General features: G+C 50.9%; 11 protein-coding genes. 5 read left to right on the top strand and 6 right to left on the bottom strand.

What is annotated here, in order from left to right; all coding sequences use genetic code 11:
* Positions 1 to 127 precede the first annotated feature (127 nt).
* Complete coding sequence (locus IM638_05005; GenBank protein ID MCA6362373.1) at positions 128 to 775, top strand: DUF2306 domain-containing protein; 648 nt, start codon at positions 128 to 130, stop codon at positions 773 to 775.
* A 150-nt stretch (positions 776 to 925) separates the two neighbouring features.
* Here IM638_05005 and IM638_05000 read toward each other — a convergent pair whose 3' ends face one another.
* Both IM638_05000 and IM638_04995 read right to left on the bottom strand, forming a co-directional pair.
* Positions 926 to 4339 (bottom strand): lamin tail domain-containing protein, encoded by a 3414-nt coding sequence (locus IM638_05000; GenBank protein ID MCA6362372.1) that lies wholly within the window; start codon positions 4337 to 4339, stop codon positions 926 to 928.
* Between the two features lie 94 nt (positions 4340 to 4433).
* Positions 4434 to 4799, bottom strand: a complete 366-nt coding sequence (locus IM638_04995) for a hypothetical protein (protein ID MCA6362371.1) — start codon at positions 4797 to 4799, stop codon at positions 4434 to 4436.
* A 408-nt stretch (positions 4800 to 5207) separates the two neighbouring features.
* Between IM638_04995 and IM638_04990 the strand changes: the two genes are divergently transcribed.
* Together IM638_04990 and IM638_04985 are read left to right on the top strand one after the other, a co-directional pair.
* Positions 5208 to 12089: a T9SS type A sorting domain-containing protein gene (locus IM638_04990; GenBank protein MCA6362370.1), complete on the top strand. Its 6882-nt coding sequence runs from the start codon at positions 5208 to 5210 to the stop codon at positions 12087 to 12089.
* A 189-nt stretch (positions 12090 to 12278) separates the two neighbouring features.
* A complete protein-coding gene (locus tag IM638_04985; protein MCA6362369.1) occupies positions 12279 to 13262 on the top strand; it encodes an aspartate-semialdehyde dehydrogenase in 984 nt (327 codons plus the stop codon).
* Positions 13263 to 13347: 85 nt separating this feature from the next.
* Here the strand turns inward: IM638_04985 and IM638_04980 are convergent, their stop codons facing one another.
* Together IM638_04980 and IM638_04975 are read right to left on the bottom strand one after the other, a co-directional pair.
* Positions 13348 to 14301 (bottom strand): lipoprotein signal peptidase, encoded by a 954-nt coding sequence (locus IM638_04980; protein ID MCA6362368.1) that lies wholly within the window; start codon positions 14299 to 14301, stop codon positions 13348 to 13350.
* Positions 14302 to 14386: 85 nt separating this feature from the next.
* Entirely contained in the window at positions 14387 to 14809 is a 423-nt protein-coding gene (locus tag IM638_04975; GenBank protein ID MCA6362367.1) for a TraR/DksA C4-type zinc finger protein, read from the bottom strand.
* On the opposite strand from IM638_04975, the gene IM638_04970 reads away from it, so the two are divergent.
* Positions 14778 to 15443, top strand: a complete 666-nt coding sequence (locus IM638_04970; GenBank protein MCA6362366.1) for a hypothetical protein — start codon at positions 14778 to 14780, stop codon at positions 15441 to 15443. The genes IM638_04975 and IM638_04970 overlap by 32 nt on opposite strands.
* On the opposite strand, the gene IM638_04965 is transcribed toward IM638_04970, so the two are convergent.
* Positions 15375 to 15662: a hypothetical protein gene (locus tag IM638_04965; GenBank protein MCA6362365.1), complete on the bottom strand. Its 288-nt coding sequence runs from the start codon at positions 15660 to 15662 to the stop codon at positions 15375 to 15377. The two genes, IM638_04970 and IM638_04965, sit on opposite strands and share 69 nt — an antisense overlap.
* Here IM638_04965 and IM638_04960 point away from each other — a divergent pair.
* Positions 15637 to 16137, top strand: a complete 501-nt coding sequence (locus IM638_04960) for a hypothetical protein (protein ID MCA6362364.1) — start codon at positions 15637 to 15639, stop codon at positions 16135 to 16137. The two genes, IM638_04965 and IM638_04960, sit on opposite strands and share 26 nt — an antisense overlap.
* On the opposite strand, the gene IM638_04955 is transcribed toward IM638_04960, so the two are convergent.
* Positions 16117 to 19614, bottom strand: a complete 3498-nt coding sequence (locus IM638_04955) for an isoleucine--tRNA ligase (GenBank protein MCA6362363.1) — start codon at positions 19612 to 19614, stop codon at positions 16117 to 16119. The two genes, IM638_04960 and IM638_04955, sit on opposite strands and share 21 nt — an antisense overlap.
* Positions 19615 to 19757 lie beyond the last annotated feature (143 nt).

The raw sequence follows: 19757 nt of genomic DNA, 5'->3' as shown, positions 1-19757 counted from the left end.
GTGAATAAATGATTTGGCCGTGTGAATCACCAACGCTTTACACTTAATCAGAAAAGGAAACACCTGTCATTATTTATATCCCGCGAAATGAATGGTTCTGTACTTTTGAAATACACATTCATTATTCATGCGCAGAAGAATCGTTCAGATTACGCTTTATATGTTGCTGGCTTTTTTCACCATCCTCATGGTGCGCATTACCCTGCCGCATTTTACATTCAACCCCGAAGAAGGTTTTCTTCAAATTAAACAACACGTCATGCACATCGGTGTGTGGCGTGCGGCGTTTTATGCGCACGTGCTTACCAGTCTTGTGCTTGTATTTGCCGGGTTTACGCAGTTTCTTCCCGCAGGGAGATTTCGCAAACTGCACAGAGGCATGGGCAAAGCATATATTATTGTGCTGCTCTGCATTTCAGGTCCGGCCGGATTGATTATGGGTGTGTTTGCCAATGGTGGAATTACCTCTCAGCTTGCGTTTGTGCTGCTTGCCCTGCTTTGGCTATATACTACGTGGCGCGCTTATACCGCCATTCGCAAGGGCGATATTGCGCGGCATCGTAAATTTATGATACGCAGTTTTGCACTCACGCTTTCTGCGCTTACACTGCGTGCATGGAAGTTTTTAATTGTGTTTGCTTTTGCGCCGCCGCCTATGGATGTGTATCGCATTGTAGCGTGGCTGGGCTGGGTGCCTAATTTGCTGATTGCCGAATGGATGATCAGAGCGGGAATAAAGAGCGGGAGTAAGGAGCATCAGCCCGAGACTATGTAACGAGAGTGAGGATGCTAAGCTCAACTTCGTTTCGCTTTAGCAGCGCACGCGGAAGCATTTTGGTGGAAAGTCACAGACTTTGCCAGGTGTTGCAAGAGGTTTTACAGCATAGCCGTCTGAAACCTCTCGCAGCATTGTACATAACAAGGGTTACAACCGTTCCGCCAGCACACACGCGCGCTTGTAACGCTTTACATCGCCGTTGGGGTTGAAGGCTTCAAAGTACACCACATATGCCCCGTTGCGCGCCTTGTTGCGGTCGTCGGTGATGCCGTCCCATGAAAACGTGCCGCCTTCGGTGCCCAGCAACTCGCTGCGCACAAGTGTGCGTACCAAACGGCCGCGCTCGTCGTAAATGGTTACGCTGGCTACGTAGCCGGGGCGGTCGAAATTGAAACCGATGTTCAGCACATCCTCAAAACCATCGTTATCGGGCGAAAAAATCGTGTTGCCAAGCGTTACTGCACCATCATCGGCAGGTGCGGCGCTGTATTGCGAGTTGCGTTGTGTGGGCGTACCAAAACCTGCTGTTTCGGCGGCCGAATGCCAGTTGGTGGCGTCTTGCGTGGGGCGCTCCGTATCGATGCGTTCTAGCGTTACGCCTTTTGTTTCGTTGAGTAATGCGAAATGCCAGTCGCCGCTGTACACCAAACGGTCAATGATGCGCAAACCGGTGTCGGCAATAATTACAAGATCACCATCAATATTCATCGACGGGATATTGTTCATGTCAAGCAACCGGCTTCTGTTTATGTTGGCCGGATACTGTGCAGCTACTGCATTTCCGTCTTCACTCAGCACCACATATTCGCCCGGGAAAAGCAGGTAACCATCAGGTGCAATGATGTTTATTTCTTCCAGTATATTGGCAATGGTATCCTGCGTACACAACACCATCGAACCCAGATCAATTACTTTTTGCGAGCGGTTGTAGAGTTCCACAAAATCCACACCACCGTCGAGCGGATCGGGCAGGATTTCGTTTATCACAATATCGTTAGCGGCCACCGGTTCGGGCAGGGCAAAGGGGGCCGTGTTGCTGTTTACCGGATTTCCTACACAATCGGTAAGCTGGGTGGAAACGGTAACCGTGTATATGATTCCGGCCGAAATGGCTGCGCTGAGCTTCAGATCCACGCGCATGAAATCGTTGCCGAGCGGCTTTACCTGCAGCGGTGTTCCGACGCTGTTGCTGATTGTGTAGCGGGAAATATCGGCTGCCGAAGCACTGTCTGTCGGTTCGGAGAAAAAGAGGCGGATGCTGTCGGGCGCGAGCACTGATACACGCAGCAGTGCCGGTGCAAGTGCATCGGGATTTTGTGCGTAGTTGCTGTTTTGTGCGCCGGGTGTGCCGCCATCGGCAGTTGCTGCGGCACGCCAGTTAACGGCACCTGCGCATGGATTGAGCGGATCAATCTGTTCAAGCGACCAGCCGCCGCCGGCTTTTGATGCATCCACATACCAGCTGTCGCTGTAGCTAACGCTGTGTTGCAGCAGTCCGCGATTGGTGCGCAGTGTAATGGTGCCTGATGTGTTGGTGATTGACGGGAAGCTGCTCATTGCGGTGAGGTTAATGCTTCCGAACTGACCGGGTGCGGCGTCGTCAACCACAGCAATGTAGCCATTGGCCGGCAGCCAGGCATTGGTTATTGTGCGTGTGGTGCTGCCCACGGTAAATTGCCAGCCGTCGAGATAAATGAGATAGGGCGTGGTATTGTGCAGTTCTACATATTCCTGATTGGGCAAATCCTGTGGCGGATCGGGGTCGGCCATAATTTCGTTAATTACTACATCGTAGGTTTGCACAATGTAGTAAGTGAAAACGGCCGTGTTTGCGGTAATGACATTGCCTGCGCAGTCGGCCAGATTGTTGAATGTGGCGGTGTAGGCAATTTGGTTTTGCAGTGCTGTGCCCAATGTAAGTGTAACACACTGCAGGGTGGTTGTATCGTAGCTGAGCGAAACGGGTGTGCCAATGCTGTTGTTTATGCTGTAATTGCTGAGCAGCAGCAATTGTGCCGGATCAATGGCTTCGTTGAAGCAGAGAATTACATGCACACTGTCTGCGGCATAGGCGTAAAGCAATTGCGGCGCAGTTACATCGGGCGAACTGTTGAACACGCTGTTTTGTACGCCGGGTGTGCCGCCAAGGCTGTTTGTAGAAGCAATCCAGTTGCCCGAAGGTGCGCAGCCAGTGCCGAGTGCGGGATTGATCAGCTCTAGTGCCCAGCCCCCGTCGTCTTTCGATGCATCGCGGTACCAGCTTATGTCGAAGCGCACAGAGTCGATGGCGTTGGTGCCGTCGGTCAGGGCCAGCAAATCGCCGGCATTGTTGATGGAGGGAAAACTGCTCAGGCCGAGTGTAGGGCCAAGCGGACTGAACAAGGCCGTATCGGCATTGGCGCAGAGTATGAGGTATCCGCCGCCGGGAATAACGTGGTTGCCCAGCGTAGCCGTAGAAGAACCATCGGTAAGCTGCCAGCCTGTGAGGTTGAAGTTGTTTGCGGTGCGGTTGAAGAGTTCCACAAATTCCGCATTGGGCAAGGCAATCTGCGGCGAAGGATCGGCCATTATTTCATTAATCACCACATCGCGGAATCCGGCTGCAATGGTGGCAAACCACTGAAAACCGGTTGTGGCTGAGGTAATGGCATTTCCGCTTGCATCTTCCACAGCCGTAACACTGAGTGTGTAGTTTGTGGCGTTTACAAAGCTGTTTGCAAAAGTTAGATGCACCAGCGCAGGGTTGGTTCCGTCGCGCAGGGCAGTGGCAGGAGCGCCGATGCTGTTGTTTACGCTGTAGTTGGCGGTGTTTTGTGAAGTAGCAAGGCTCACCGGTTCGTTAAACAGCACATCAAGCTGCGTGGCTGAAAGTGCTGTGGCCGAAACAAGCAGGGGGGCAGTAGTATCAACGATAATCGGGCCGGCGTAAATATCATCAAAGTAAAAACGGGTAATGTTTGATACGGTGTATTTGCACCACATACCCATGTAGTTGCAGGTGGTGTGTGTGTTATCGGTTACCGAGCCTTCGGGCAGAAATGTATTACCGCCAAGCGTATCGGAATACAGGTTCCAAAGCCCGGCATTGTCGCGGGTGAGTTTGATGCGCAATACATTGTTTGTGGCCGCACAGTGCGCCGGAATACCATCAATAATTTTAGTGTGTGTGGTGCCGCTTTGTTCCCACAAATCAACACTGTCAAATGAGCCGTTTTCGCCCAGGCGCACGTAATAGCCGTTTACCGGGCCGCTCAGGTTGGCCACGTCAGCCACTACATAAAAGCGTGCATTGTTGTTGTCAGAAGGCGCAAAGTTGAGCCGAATCCAGAACTGCCACTCGGCATTGCCGATAAAAGGCGATGCCATAGAGAGGTAGGATGTATCGGCGGCTGTGCCATTGAGTTGCAACTGAAATCCGGTGTTTACCAGAAACATGGAGTTGTCGCCGCTCCAGGTAGGATTATTGGTAAAGTCGCCGTCGCCAAAATTATCGGTAATCTGAGCCGCCGCAGGGGCAGCCTGCAGGGCAAACAGCAGCAGGAGAAATTTACAGAAACGCATGCCGGTTAAGGGTTCTCCTGTAAAGATAAGAGAAACAAGCGTGTTTGAAAATGAAATTGCGGTGAGGGAATTGCGAAGCGGGTGTAAAGCAGTTTCACCGAAGTTCATTTTCCCGGCTGCGTATAAACAGCATCAGTTCAGGCAATTCAAACGTGTTCATTGTTTCGGCGGCAATCCAGAGAGAATATGCATTGTCTTTTTGTAAAAATGCCGCAGGGAATGTATCATCCTTTCTTCCGGTAAGTTGCAGCCATTCATCGCGGTGAAGGAATTTTACCGGCAGCGGTAATGTGGCGATGAAATCCTTCCATTCTTTCACCATTGAAAAATTGCCATAAGTAATACCACAGAGTTTACACGGGTATGTAGATGGCGATACTATTTTATGCAAAAAATCGAATGCGGCACTGGTAAGTTTTGCATCGGCATTGTACACGAAAACAATTGCTGTAACGGCCATTGATTGAGATTAAAGTTTTAAAACTGATTTACGTAACCCAAGCCATACAAGTTTTGAACTTGTGGAATTTGATAGTTTTTTGCACTGGTTATTTGGCTGCTTTCACTGCATAAAAGCCGGTTCAACGCGACATTGAAGATCTGATTTATATCCTGAACCGGCATTTGTCTGGAAAGCTAAAGAACTGATTAAGTGCATATCAAAGCTATGCTGCTTTAAGGCCTTGTATGTTTTACAACAACTGCCGTGCTATAAAATCAGCCGTGTGTTTTACTGTGTTAATGCTTGAATTTCTTGCAGAATAAGCATCCTGCACGGGTAAATTCAATGTTAATGCTCATATTTACGTAAATATAAAATCGGACAATCTGTCCGAATCAGAATAAATAATCATAATTAAACCCTCACATGATTAAATTTACTGTTCGATGTAAGAGCCTGTTACTGCTTGCCGCGTTTGTTATTTCGGCAACAGCAGTGCAGGCGCAGCTCGCCATGACGCGATCTGTGTTTACCGGAACGTACACGCCAATTGTTGGCGGAACGACCTCCACGGCTGTAGGCGATGATGCTTTTCAGCAAAACATCCCGATTGGATTTACGTTCAACTATTTGTCGGCACCGTACACACAGCTGTCGGTATCTACCAATGGTTGGCTGAGTCTGGCGAATCTGGCTGCTTTTGATGCGTTTTCGCCCAATTTGTATTCGACCACGAATGCAGCTGTACTTGCACCCTGGTGGGACGACCTTAGCTCTTCTGCCATTGTGTATCAAACCACAGGCACACCCGGCTCGCAGGTGTTCACCATGCAGTGGACTTCGCTTTCGTACTATTTTACATCCACACGTACCATTAACTATCAGGTGAAGTTGTATGAAGCAACCGGTGTAATTGAGTTCTGGTATGGTGCCGCCCCAACGGGTACACTTAATACGTCAGAGTCGGCAACAATTGGTATCAAGAGCGTAACCGGCGGCAACGGCCAGTATATTGATGCTGTAACCGGGTCGTCTTTTACAGGCAACAGTTCGCTGCAGAGCGACCGCTGGCCGGCTTACAACTTCCGTTTTACACCGGGAGCTCCCACTCCGCTTGCCGGAGGCACCTACAATGTAGGCGTGGGACAAACTTACCGCAACCTGAACGAAGCCGCAGCCGATGTAAACCATCGCGGTATTTCGGGTGCGGTTACCTTTAACCTTGTTGATGCCCAGTATGATGTTACCGCAGCCAACGGCAGCCACTTCTTCCCGATTCTGATCGGGCCGGTTGCAGGATCAAGTGCTGCAAATACAATCACCTTCACCAAATCGGCAACCGCAGCCATTGTTGCTTATGCCGGAGCCAGCGGGTCGGCAGGTGCCATTGCCAACCAGGCCAGCACTACAGCACTCGCCAGCAACGTTGATCCGATTTTCGGACTTGTAGGAGCCGACTTTGTGACCCTGAACAACCTTGATATCCGTGGCAACATTGGAAATCAAACTGTCGATCATGGCGTAGGTATCTACAATAGTTCGGCTACTGATGGTGCTACCAACAACGTTATTTCAAACGTTACCGTAACCATGAACCGTGCAAACACCGGCAGCCGTGGTTTCTTTTCAAACGTAATAACCATACCAACAGCCGCTACCGGCGCTAATTCCAACAACACATTCAGAGATTTCAGCATTACCAATGTGTATGCAGGTATCCAGTTGTTGAGCAATGCTGCTTTCCCCGATGTTAATACACAAGTTGTACGCACCAACTGCGCCACCTTCAACACCATCGGAAACCCGGCAACGGCAAACGATATTGGAAACGGCACAAGCGCAACGTATGGCATTCTTGCCACCAACCTGAGCGGATTTACCATTTCAAACAACAGCATCCGCAACGTTTCGGGCAATGCTGCACAAACCGATGGTATTGTTATCAATACCTTTCAGGGAACAAGTACTGTAAGTAACAATAGAATTCAAACAGTACGCAACATCAGCACATCTTCAACAACCGGTATTGCCGGTATTCGGATGTCGCACACGACAACCGGCACACATACACTTCGTGTGTTCAACAACGCTGTTTCTGAAATCACTTCTGCTTATACCGGTGTTGCAACCGCAACCCGCACGCTGAGAGGTATTTTCATCAGCGGCACAGGCGGAGCAACCACGCAGACGTATGAAATTTACAACAACAGCGTAAGCATTAACGGATCCGGCTCTCTGAACCTGAGCAGTGCTGCTTTTGAGGTAAGCACAACCACCGGCCCGATTTACACTGTGCAAAACAACATCTTTGCCAACTTCACTCCTGCGCAAACCGGCGTTGCCCGTCACTTTGTATATGTAACACCTACTGCAACAGCAATTGGTAATACAGGCACTGTTTCCAACTATAATGATCTTTATCTGGCTGCTGATGCCGGTGTTACGGGCTTCCTGGGTCAGGGTGCTGCGGTAACTTACACAACTCTTGCCAACTGGCAAGCTGCTATGGTTGGGATGGATGCAAACTCAGTATCATTAGATCCTTTGTTTATTAATCCTGTATCCGATCTCGGAGCCGGTACAATTGCACTGAACAGTGTGGGAACAGCACCTCCGGCTTACATTACAGCAGATCTTAACTGTGCTCCCCGTACACCGGATAATGATATCGGAGCATACATTATTAATGGTTGCACCGGAACACCTACAGCCGGAAGCATTACAGGTGTTACATCTGTTTGTTCAGGCCTGGGAACTACACTTACACTTTCCGGATCTTCGTCTGGTGGCGGCATCACTTATCAGTGGGCATCAGCAACAACCAACGGCGGACCTTATACCACATTGCTCGGTACATCGAACACACAGGCAACCGGACCGCTTACTGCTACCACATATTATGTGGTTACAGTTACTTGTACATCGAGCGGTTTATCAGCAACAACCTCACAATTTACAGTTAGTGTTAATGCTCTTCCCTCAGTTGCCGTTACACCTTCAACCGGTACAATCTGCGTTCCGGCCGGAAGCCCGGCAGCACTTACAGCAAGCGGAGCATCAACATACGCCTGGTTGCCTGCAACAGGTTTGTCGGCCACAACTGGTGCAAACGTAACTGCCAACCCGGCTGCAACCACAACCTATACAGTTACCGGTACCGATGCTAACGGCTGCGTAAACACAGCAACAGCTGCTATTACAGTAGCCGAATCGCCCAGCTTTAGTGCTGTAACCGCAACACCGGCAGCTATCTGCAATGGCGGAAACTCACAATTGCAAGCTGCCGCTGCTACAACAACTTCATACACCGGAGCTGTTATTCCTTATACACTGATTCCTACTCCTGGCTCAGGCGTAACCACACTTGCCAACGCAGGTGTAGCTGTTACTCCGCTTTCATCAGGTACACTTGATGACGGTGGCTGGCAGAACCTTGCTATTCCGTTTAACTTTATGTTTTTCGGAACCAGCTACAGTTCGTTTGCTGTTTCCAGCAACGGATTTATGGTACTTGGTGCCGGTGCTCCCAATACATTTACCGGTTACTACAATACCTGGCCTTCTGCCTTTGCCCCCCGTCCGGTAATTGGACCTGTATGCACAGATATGGACTTCCGCACAACGGGAACCATCAACTATTTTGTAACCGGAACAGCTCCCAACCGCCGTTTGGTTGTTAACTGGACTGCTGGTAACTTCTACTCTGCTGTAGGCAGCTTTACTACACAGGTGGTGATTTTTGAAAGCACCAACGTAATTGAAGCGCACACTACAGGCTCTACAGGAAATAACGCTGCGGTTCAAGGTATCCAGAATGCTGCCGGTACTACTGCTTTTGTAGCTCCGGGCCGCAACAACGTTACCTGGACTGTAACCGTACCTGATGGTTATCGCTGGTCGCCGAACGGCGGAGCACCTACCTATTCTTGGTCTCCCGCTACCTTCTTGAACAATACAGCAATCAGCAACCCGCTTGCTTCTGCTGTAACAGCATCTACCACCTACACGGTAACTGCTGCAAACGGCGGTTGTACATCAACACAAACTGTATCTATTACAGCAGGTTCGGTACTGAGTGCAACAGCTTCGGCCAGCCCGGCTGCAACAGTTTGCGCAGGGTCAAACATCACGCTTAATGGTGGTGCAGTAGGTGGCGGAGCGCCGTTTACCTACTCCTGGACAGGCCCCAACAGCTTTACCTCCAGCAGCCAGAACCCCACCCTTTCGGCCGTTACAGCTGCTGCAACAGGTACATACACGTTAACCATTAACGATGGTTGTGCATCAACGGCATCTGTAACCATAGCAATTACTGTAAACGGCTTGCCCACAGTAACAGCTACACCGGCAAGCGGACTTATCTGTTTGCCCGGCGGAAGCCCGGTTACCATTACAGCGGGCGGAGCAGCTACTTATACGTGGTTGCCCGTAACAGCACTTACACCATCTACAGGAGCTGTAGTTTCTGCTAACCCGACCGCAACCACAACCTACACCGTAACAGGAACAGCTGCAAATGGTTGTGTGAATACAGCTACTGCAACAATTACTGTTGGTCAGGCACTTACCATGAGCAGCGTAACCGCAACACCGGCTACGGTTTGCAGCGGAGGTTCATCGGTTCTTGCAGCCAGTGCATCTCTACCGCCGGCCAGCTACTGCCAGCCGGTTTATACTAACGGCAGTGTTTTCGGTGATTATGTGAGTTCAGTAGTCTTAAATACACTGAACAGCCCGTCTGGTGCTTCTGTAGCTCCATTCTACACCTTGTTCCCTGCAACAGCACCAACAACAACAACTCTTGTTGCAGGCAGCACTTATACAATTACACTTACTGCAGGAACATACACGCTGAATGACCTTGCAGCATGGATTGACTTTAACCAGAACGGTGTATTGAATGATGCCGGTGAAAAACTTGGCGAATCAAACAACGTAGGCGCCAGTCCGGCCTCCACTTCGTTCACCTTCACTGTTCCGCTCACAGCCATTAATGGTCAGGTTCGTCTGCGTGTGCGTGATATGGATTACAGCGGAACCGGAATCATGGATCCCTGTGCGTCTCAATCTACTTATGGTGAAACCGAAGATTACATTATCACCATCACCGGCGGAGCTTCTCCGGCTACATTCAGCTGGTCGCCGGGAACATTCCTGAGCTCAACCACAGGTGCTTCTGTAAATGCAACTGGTGTTACTGCTGCCACAACTTATACCGCAACAGCAACCGCATCTTCAGGCTGCACAGCTACCGGAACGGTTACCATTTCATTGCCGCCGGCACTTACCTCTGCTGGTTCTGTTAGCCCGTCGAACACCGTTTGTGCTGCAAGCAACTTAACGCTTTCGGCAACACCAACAGGTGGTCTTGCTCCTTACACCTATGCGTGGACAGGCCCGAACAGCTTTACTGCTTCAACAGCTTCTCCTGCAATTACAGCAATTACCACAGCCGGCAGCGGAACTTATACCTGTGTAATTACTGATAACTGCGGAACAACATCAACAGTTACAGTAGCTGTTACCGTTAACGCACTGCCTTCTGTATCTATTACAGGTACAAACACTATTTGCGCCGGTGGCAGCACGGTGCTTACCGGAACATCAGGCGGAACAAGCCAATGGTATCTGAACGGAGTAATGATTCCGTCTGCAACAAGCAATACTTACACGGCTACGCTTCCTGGTGTTTACAACCTGATCAAGACCAACACGAATGGTTGTTCAGACTCAGCAGCTGTAGGTTTTACACTCGTTGTGAATGCACTGCCCACTGTAACTGCGGCTGCAACTTCAACAACAGTATGTTCTGGTGATACCGTAACCTTTACCGGAAGCGGAGCAACCACATACGTATGGAGCGGCGGTGTTACCGACGGAGTTGCCACAGCGCTAACAACTGGTGGTTTCTACTCCGTAGTTGGTACTGATGCTAACGGATGTACCGATGCTGATTCAGTTCAGATCACTGTAAACGCATTGCCCACAGTAACTGCGGCTGCAACTTCAGCAACAGTATGTTCTGGTGATACCGTAACCTTTACCGGAAGCGGAGCAACCACATACGTATGGAGCGGCGGTGTTACCGATGGAGTTGCCACAGCTGTAACAACTGCTGGTTTCTACTCTGTAGTAGGTACTGATGCTAACGGATGTACCGATGCTGATTCAGTTCAGATCACTGTAAACGCATTGCCGGTTGTAGCACTTGGTGCTGATACCGCTCAGTGCGGAGGCTCTGTAGTTCTTGATGCCGGTAACGCTGGTGCAACATACTCATGGAGCACTTCAGGCAGCGGTCAAACAGAAACGGTTACTGCTTCAGGTTCATACTCAGTTATGGTAACCGACAACAACAACTGCTCTTCTTCTGATACAATCAGCGTAACCATCAATGCACTCCCCGTAGTTGCTCTTGGTGCTGATACAGTAAACTGTAACGGTGCTTCAATTACGCTTGATGCCGGTAACGCTGGTGCAACATACTCATGGAGCACTTCAGGATCAGGCCAGACAGAAACAGTTTCTACTTCCGGTTTGTATTCAGTAATGGTTACCGACAGCAACGGTTGTATGGCATCTGATACAATTCAGGTATCGATCAGCAATGGTGTTGTTGTAGCTCTCGGCGCAGACACCACTGTTTGCGGCGGCCCTGTTGTGCTTGATGCCGGCAACGCTGGTTCAACTTACCTCTGGAACAACACTACAACAGCACAAACCAATACGGTTTCTGCTTCCGGTTCATACTCAGTAATGGTTACTGATGCCAACGGTTGTATGGGCAGTGATACGATCAGCGTTGTAATCAATGCGCTGCCGGTTGTGAGCTTCACTATTGCACAAGCTACTATTTGTGCTGACGATGCAGCCCTCACACTTACAGGAACACCTGCAGGTGGTTCATTCTCTGGTCCCGGCGTAAGCGGTACAACATTTACACCGCTTACACTTACAGGTAATCAGACCATTATTTACACCTATACCGATTCAAGCGGTTGTACAGCTACTGCTACAGATATAATTTTTGTAGATCCCTGCTCAGGTGTAAGTGATCCCTCACAGTCATTCAACAACACAACCATTTACCCGAACCCGAACCTTGGTCAGTTTATCATCGACCTCGGTTATGTTCCGAATGATGTGGTGAATGTTGAAGTGATGAACAGCATTGGTCAGTTGGTACAGGCATTTACCATTACCACAACCAACAAGCAAGTTGATCTTTCAAACTACGAAGGTGGTATTTACCTGATTCGCATTACCGACGGTGCAAACACAACCACCCGTCGTGTTGTGAAACAGTAATTGATTGAACTACACAAATCAAGAAACCCCGCTGCAATTTTCGCAGCGGGGTTTTTGTTGCCCTGAAGTATAGTGGCTGGTTGCTATACACAACTGCTGATTAATCGAAAAACAAGTACACTTATCACGAATACAATTGTTTGTTGAAGCCTGAACAGTACATTTGCAAAGCCTGCAATTAACTACAGCATGAAAATAGCTCTTGTGGGTGCCACCGGACTGGTGGGCACCAAAATGATGGAAGTACTTCTGGAACGCAAGTTTCCGGTAACCGAATTTATTCCCGTTGCGTCCGAGAAGTCGGCCGGGAAGCCGCTTGAGTTTGGCGGCAAAACCTACACTATTGTTACACCGCAGCAGGCAGTTGAAATGCGGCCTGATATTGCGCTGTTTTCGGCCGGTGGCAGTACATCGCTTGAATGGGCACCGCGTTTTGCCGAAGTTGGTACTACTGTTATCGACAATTCCTCGGCCTGGCGCATGGATCCTTCCAAAAAACTGGTAGTGCCCGAAGTAAACGGCCATGTTCTTACTGCCAACGATAAAATTATTGCCAACCCTAACTGCTCCACCATTCAGATGGTGGTGGCGCTTGAGCCGCTGCGCAAACGCTACGGCATAAAACGCATTGTCGTTTCCACCTACCAGTCGGTAACTGGTACCGGCAAAAAAGCCGTTGATCAGCTTATGAATGAGCGTGCGGGTGTGGAGGGCGAAAAGGCATACGCTTACACCATCGACCTGAACGTGATTCCGCAAATCGACGTGTTCCTCGATAATGGCTACACCAAAGAGGAAATGAAGATGGTGAATGAAACGAAAAAAATAATGGGCGACGACAGCATCCGCGTAACCGCCACCTGTGTGCGCATACCCGTAATGGGCGGGCACAGCGAGTCGGTGAATGTGGAGTTTGCCGAAGAGTTTGACCTTGCCGAAGTACGCACACTGCTTGAGTCTGCCGCAGGCGTAACCGTAATCGACGAGCCGGCTGCGCAGCAATATCCCATGCCGCTGCTGCACGCCAACAACAAAGACGATGTGTTTGTGGGCCGTATCCGCCGCGATGAAACACAGCCACACACGCTGAATATGTGGATTGTGTCTGACAACCTGCGCAAAGGTGCAGCCACCAATGCGGTGCAGATTGCCGAGCTTTTGCTGAAGAAATAAACGCTGTTTACCGCACTCGCTCAAAGGCCGCACTGCATGATGCTGTGCGGCCTTTGTATATTGTCTGATATATTGTTTCTGACGGTTATGGCTGACTATCTTCAGCCGGCGGTGTGTTTTCGCCGGCGCTTGGCGGAGTAACCTGCCCGCTTTCGTTTACAGGCTCCGATGCCGTTTCGGCTGGGGTTTCGGCTGTTTCGGTCACTGCGGGTACGTACACGGGTTCGCGCTGAAGCATACGGAAAAAGCCAAAGCCTGCCGCTGCCGAACCAAGAAAGGCCAGTGTAAGTGTAAGCGCACCAAGCGGATGTGTGCTGCCAAACATACTGAGCAGTGTGAGCGAAAGGAACGAGGTGATCAGAAAAACCACTACGCCGAAGAATGCGTTTGAAGCGAAAATCTTACGTTCGCTCAGTTGCTCCTGTACGCCGTACAAACGACGCTGAAACACGATAAGCAGAAACACGCCGATAGAAATAGACGCATCGGCAATGTTGAATACCGGACGGAAGAAAATTACTTCGTCGCCGCCCCATTCGCCGGTGTACACGGGGAAGTAGAACATATCCACCACACAGCCGTGCAAAAACGAACTGTAGCCCTGACTGCTGAGTTGGGCCACACCGCCGTAGTTGAGATACATTTCAAGCTGCGGATCGTAGGTAGTGCCTTTGTCGAAAATCATTCCGTAAAACGCACTGTCGATAATATTGCCCAGTGCCCCGGCCAGAATAAGTGATACGCACACGATGAGCAGCGGGCGTACCTGTTTTTTAAAGAGTGTAAAAAGGTAATAGGCAATACCGGCAACGGCCAGAATACGGAAAATGCTGAGCACAAGTTTACCGGTGGCACCTTCTGTAAATTCGAGACCGAAAGCCATGCCGGGATTTTCTACAAAGTGCAGATGAAACCAGTTGCCCGCAGTGCGGTATGATTCGCCAAGTGTCATGTGTGTTTTGATCCAGAGCTTAATTCCCTGGTCGATACACAATACGGCGAAGATGATAGCCAATGCTTTTTTCACGGCAGCAAAGATGCAACAATTCGGCCAAAGGCGGGTATATAAACGAAAGTCGCCGCAATGAAAATTGCGGCGACAGTAAGAAAATTTGTTAAAAGGCTTAACGGCCCTGTCCTAATTTTGCATCAATGCTCAGTGTGGCATGCGGCACACTGCGCAGGCGTTCTTTGGGAATAAGTTTTCCGGTAACGCGGCAAATACCATAGGTTTTGTTCTGAATGCGGATGAGCGCATTTTTCAGGTTCTGAATGTATTTTTCCTGACGGGCAGCAAGGTGTGCGGTTTCTTCTTTCGAAAGCACATCCGATCCGTCCTCCAGCAATTTAAATGTGGGGGAAGTGTCATCGGTGCCATGGTCATCTTTGTGCGAGAGCGTATTCTTCAGCAGCTCATAGTCGCGGGTGGCTTCTTCTAATTTTTTGTTGATGAGTTCTTTGAATTCTACAAGTTCAGCGTCTGAGTAGCGAGAGCGCTGATCGTCATTGCCTTTGTTGGCTTCAGGTTTATTGTTTTTTACAGACATACCCACATTCGGTTTCACAACAGATTTAACAGCAGGAGAATTAACATTTACCACAGGAGCTGCGATATTTTTTTGTGGGGCGGGCTTAGCCGGTGCTGCTGTTTTGGGCGCGTTTTTGGCTGCAGGCAGCGCCGCTTTTTTAGGCGGAGCTGCTTTTGCCGGTGCTGCTTTTACAGGAGCCTTGGCAGGTTTTTTAGCCACCACTTTTTTAGCTGGTGCTGATCCTTTTTTCTGTGCCGGTTTAGCGGCGGGTTTAACGGCCTTTTTAGCAATCGTCGTGGCCGCTTTTTTAGCGGGGGCCGACGGTTTTTTTGCGGCGGCGGCCTTCACAGGTTTAGCCGGTGCTTTTTTTACGATTGTTTTTGCAGCCGGTTTCGCTTTAGCCGACGATTTTGCACCGGCGGTTTTTTTCGCACCCACAACTTTGGCTGGTGCTTTTTTCCCCGTTTTCGGGGCCGGCTTGGCTCCTGCTTTCACTTTCTTAGCGGAAGCAGGAGCTTTTTTTGCGGGTGCTTTTTTGATTGCTTTCTTGGCCATCACAAAATCAGTTCAATTCGTAATCAAATTAGAAGTGGTCGAACGCGCCACGCTCAATGTCAGACTCGTGACCTTCGTCAACGCGGGGTCCGGTTGAGGCGGGGGTGTCGTTATCATCCATATCCATGTCAAGCATGAGGTCATCCTCGGGCATGATGGGTGCGGGCGGAGCGGGAACCGGGGCGGGTGCGGGCTTGGGTTCGGGAGCTTTTTTTACTTCAACCGGTTTGGCGGGCACGGGCTTAGGTTCGGGTGTTTTTTTTACTTCAACCGGTTTAGCGGGAGCCGGTTTGGGAGCCGGGGCTGCTTTTTTCACGGGCGCTGGTTTTGCGGCCGGAGCGGCTTTCTTAACGGGTGCCGGAGCGGCTTTTTTCACCGGTTTTGCCGGTGCTGCGGCCTTCTTTACCGGAGCGGCTTTTTTTGCGGGAGCGGCTTTCTTGGCGGGTGTGGCTTTTTTTGCCGGTTTCGCCGGAGCCGCTTTTTTCACCGGTTTCGCAACGGCTTTTTTAGCGGCTTTTTTGGGAGCTGCTTTTTTCGCCGGAGCGGCCTTTTTAGCGGCTTTCTTAGGAGCTGCTTTTTTAGCGGCTTTTTTTGCCGGTTTCGCCGGAGCGGCCTTTTTCACTGCTTTTTTAGGAGCTGCTTTCTTGGCTGCTTTTTTGGGAGCGGCCTTTTTTGCTGCCTTTTTTACCGTAGCCTTTTTAGCTCCACCAGCTTTAGCGGGAGCCTTTTTAGTTGCTTTTTTCGCTTTTTTCGCCATGGTTCGGAAGGTTTTAGTGTTGTTTGGTGATTAGTACAAACGTTTTGACCGCTTCGTCAACCTCAACCGCAGTAGCCTCAGAATCAGTTAGATCAGAGACAATTTCGAACGAGGTCGCCAAAGTTTCCGAGCAAATATAGTTGAAATTATTATTAACAGCCGCGGTCAGCTTATCGTTTGCGCTGATCTTCACCCCAATGCGATCCGTAACCTCGAAGTTTTTGTCTTTCCTGAGGTTCTGAATCCGGTTCACCAGCTCACGCGCCAGCCCTTCATCGGCCAGTTCGGGCGTAAGGGTCACGTCCAGTGCGGCCACCAGTCTGCCGTCGGTAGCCACCTGCCAGCCGGGCAGGTCGTCAATGAGTATTTCCACCTCATTGCGCTCAATGCGCAGGGTTTCGCCCTCCACCTGCACGTCGGCCCAGCCACGCTGCTCAAGATCATTAATTTGCGCCTGATCCCAGCCTGTAATCTGTGCAGCCACCGCTTTCATGTGTTTGCCCAGTTTCTTGCCCAAAATCACAAAATTGGGCTTGATTTTCTTCACAAACACACCTGATTCGGTTACGTATTCCAGCGTTTTTACGTTCACCTCATGCAAAAGCAGGTGCTGCACTTTTTCGAGGCGCTGACGGAAATCGGCATCCAGCACAGGAATCATTACACGGCTCAGCGGCTGCCTAACGCGGATATTGGCCTTCTTGCGCAGCGAAAGCACCAGCGACGAAAACTTTTCCGCCAGCTCCATGCGCGCCTCAAGCTCTGTATCAATAAGCGTCTCATCGGGCCGGGTAAGCAGCGTAAGATGTACCGATTCGGGCGCCAGCGGCGTGTGGTGCGCAACGGCTTTGGCGCGGATGCCGTCGGTAAGGTTGTGATACAGCCAGTCGCTGAAGAACGGGGCAAACGGCGCCATAAGCTGTGCCGTTACATTCAGGCACTCGTAAAGCGTTTCGTAGGCCGCTTTTTTGTCCACAGTCATTTCGCCCTTCCAGAAACGGCGGCGCGAGAGGCGCACGTACCAGTTTGAAAGGTGCACATCCACAAACTCCTCAATGGCGCGTGCAGCCGGCGTGGGGTCATAATCCTCCATGCGCCCGCGCACAAATTTCACGGTCGAGTATAGTTTCGAAATAATCCAGCGGTCCAGTTCCTCGCGTTCTGCTACCGGCACCACATTCATTTCATCAATCTCAAACCCGTCGATATTTGCATACAGCGCAAAAAACGAGTAGGTGTTGTAAAGCGTACCAAAGAAACCGCGCCGCACCTCGGCCACGCCTTCAATGTCGAATTTCAGATTGTCCCACGGCGAGGCATTCGTAATCATATACCAGCGCGTGGCATCGGGGCCGAAGTTTTTGAGCGTTTCAAACGGATCCACGGCATTGCCGAGGCGTTTGCTCATCTTCTGTCCCACTTTGTCCAGCACCAGGCCGTTTGAAATTACCGCCTTGTAAGCCACGCTGTCAAACAGCATTACACCAATGGCGTGCAGCGTGTAAAACCAGCCGCGTGTCTGGTCCACACCCTCGGCAATGAAATCGGCCGGGAAGTATTTGCGTTCGTCCACCAGCGCCTTGTTCTCAAACGGGTAGTGCAGCTGGGCATACGGCATAGCGCCCGAATCGAACCACACGTCGATGAGGTCGGTTTCGCGGAACAGTTTTTTGCCGTTGCGCTCCAGCACAATATCGTCAGCGTATGGGCGGTGCAGGTCGAAGCTGTGGTAGTTTTCCTCGCTGAAATCGCCGGGCGTGAATTTACCGAGCGGATTGCTGCTCATGAATCCGGCTGCCTGGCTGCGTTCAATTTCAGTTTTCAGTTCCTCCACCGAACCAATGCAAAGCATTTCGGTTTTGTCTTCGCTCACCCAGATCGGCAGCGGAATGCCCCAGTAGCGCGAGCGGCTCAGGTTCCAGTCCTGCAGGTTGTTGAGCCATTCGCCAAAGCGGCCGGTACCGGTGCTTTCGGGTTTCCAGTTGATGGTTTTGTTCAGCTCGGCCATACGCTCTTTGGCGGCCGATGCGCGGATAAACCAGCTGTCGAGCGGGTAATACAGCACGGGCTTGTCGGTACGCCAGCAGTGCGGGTAGTTGTGCTCGTAGGTTTCTTTTTTGAAGAGTTTTCCTTCGAGTTCGAGCTTGAGGATGATGCGCTCGTCGGTGCTGAGGTATTCGTTTGTGCGGCTCACGATTTTGGCCACCAGTTCGGCAAGCGGCGAGCCGGAAAGCGTTTTCATACGTTCCACTTCGGCCGCTTTTTCGGCCTCGCTGAGGTAGTCGGCTTTCACATATTCGCCGGCAAACTCGCCCATTTCGGGGCGGAATTTTCCGCGCAGATCCACCAGCGGCACGAGTTTGTCGTTTTCATCGCGCACAAGCATGGCGGGCACACCGGCTGCTTTGGCGGCGCGCATATCGTCGGCACCAAAGGTGGGGGCAATGTGTACAATGCCGGTGCCGTCGCTGGTGGTTACAAAGTCGCCTGCAATTACGCGGAAAGCTTGTTCGGGCGTTTCGGCGGGCAGGGTGTAGGGCAGGAGTTGTTCGTAGGCGAGGCCCACGAGCTCGCTGCCTTTGCATTCGGCCAGCACGCGGTAGGGAATTTTCTTGTCGCCCGGCTTGTAGTCTTCCAGCGGCATTTCGGCCAGTTTGGGGTCGAAATAATTGCCGAGAAGATTTTTGGCCAGCACCACACGCATGGGCTGGTGGCTGTATGCGTTGAACGACTGTACGAGGACGTACTCAATGTCTTTGCCCACCGCCAGTGCCGTGTTCGACGAGAGTGTCCACGGCGTGGTGGTCCAGGCCAGTATGCTTACCGGCTCATTGCCAAACAGCTTTGCCGCCTGCTCCGAAGCGTTTACGCGGAACATGGCCACGGCCGAGCGGTCTTTCACCGGGCGGTAGCAGCCGGGCTGGTTCAGCTCGTGCGAGGAAAGGCCGGTGCCGGCTGCAGGCGAGTAGGGCTGTATGGTGTAGCCTTTGTAGAGCAGGTCTTTTTTGTAAAGCTGCTGCAACAGCCACCACACGCTCTCAATGTATTTGTTTTCGTAGGTGATGTAAGGATCACGCATGTCAACCCAGTAACCCATTTTGCGGGTTACGTCTTCCCAGAGGTGGGTGTATTTCATCACCTCGGTGCGGCAGGCCTTGTTGTAATCCTCAATGGAAATGGTTTTGCCGATGGCTTCTTTGGTGATGCCCAGCGTTTTTTCCACGCTCAGTTCTATGGGCAGGCCGTGGGTGTCCCAGCCGGCTTTGCGTTTTACCTGTTTGCCGTTCAGTGTCTGGTAGCGGCAGAATATGTCTTTCAGCGTGCGGGCCATTACGTGGTGAATGCCGGGCATACCGTTTGCCGAAGGCGGTCCTTCGTAAAACACAAACGGCTCGGCACCCTCGCGTGAGGTAACGCTTTTCTCGAAAATCTTGTTTTTGTCCCAGTCGGCAAGCACGGCATCAGCCACAGCGGGCAGGTCGAGCGACGGGTATTCGGGATATTTTTTCATTGCGCGCGAAGTTAGTGAAAAGTGCTGAAACAGCAGAGCTTCCGCCCTTTCGGGAGGTAATTCGGCAAAGCCCGGCGAAACGAATAAGTGAGTAAAAACAAATTACGCCGCCGGGCTATCTAATTCGCACAGGAATAAGGCGC

This window comes from Bacteroidota bacterium (assembly GCA_020402865.1).
Classification (GTDB): domain Bacteria; phylum Bacteroidota; class Bacteroidia; order Palsa-965; family Palsa-965.
This window is presented reverse-complemented; position numbering and strand designations above follow the sequence as displayed.

What these genes read in the sequence shown, in the direction of transcription:
- IM638_05005 (MCA6362373.1), top strand. Translation starts at nt 128, where the DNA reads ATGCGCAGAAGAATCGTTCAGATTACGCTTTATATGTTGCTGGCTTTT.
- IM638_05000 (MCA6362372.1), bottom strand. Translation starts at nt 4,339, where the DNA reads ATGCGTTTCTGTAAATTTCTCCTGCTGCTGTTTGCCCTGCAGGCTGCC.
- IM638_04995 (MCA6362371.1), bottom strand. Translation starts at nt 4,799, where the DNA reads ATGGCCGTTACAGCAATTGTTTTCGTGTACAATGCCGATGCAAAACTT.
- IM638_04990 (MCA6362370.1), top strand. Translation starts at nt 5,208, where the DNA reads ATGATTAAATTTACTGTTCGATGTAAGAGCCTGTTACTGCTTGCCGCG.
- IM638_04985 (MCA6362369.1), top strand. Translation starts at nt 12,279, where the DNA reads ATGAAAATAGCTCTTGTGGGTGCCACCGGACTGGTGGGCACCAAAATG.
- IM638_04975 (MCA6362367.1), bottom strand. Translation starts at nt 14,809, where the DNA reads ATGTCTGTAAAAAACAATAAACCTGAAGCCAACAAAGGCAATGACGAT.
- IM638_04955 (MCA6362363.1), bottom strand. Translation starts at nt 19,614, where the DNA reads ATGAAAAAATATCCCGAATACCCGTCGCTCGACCTGCCCGCTGTGGCT.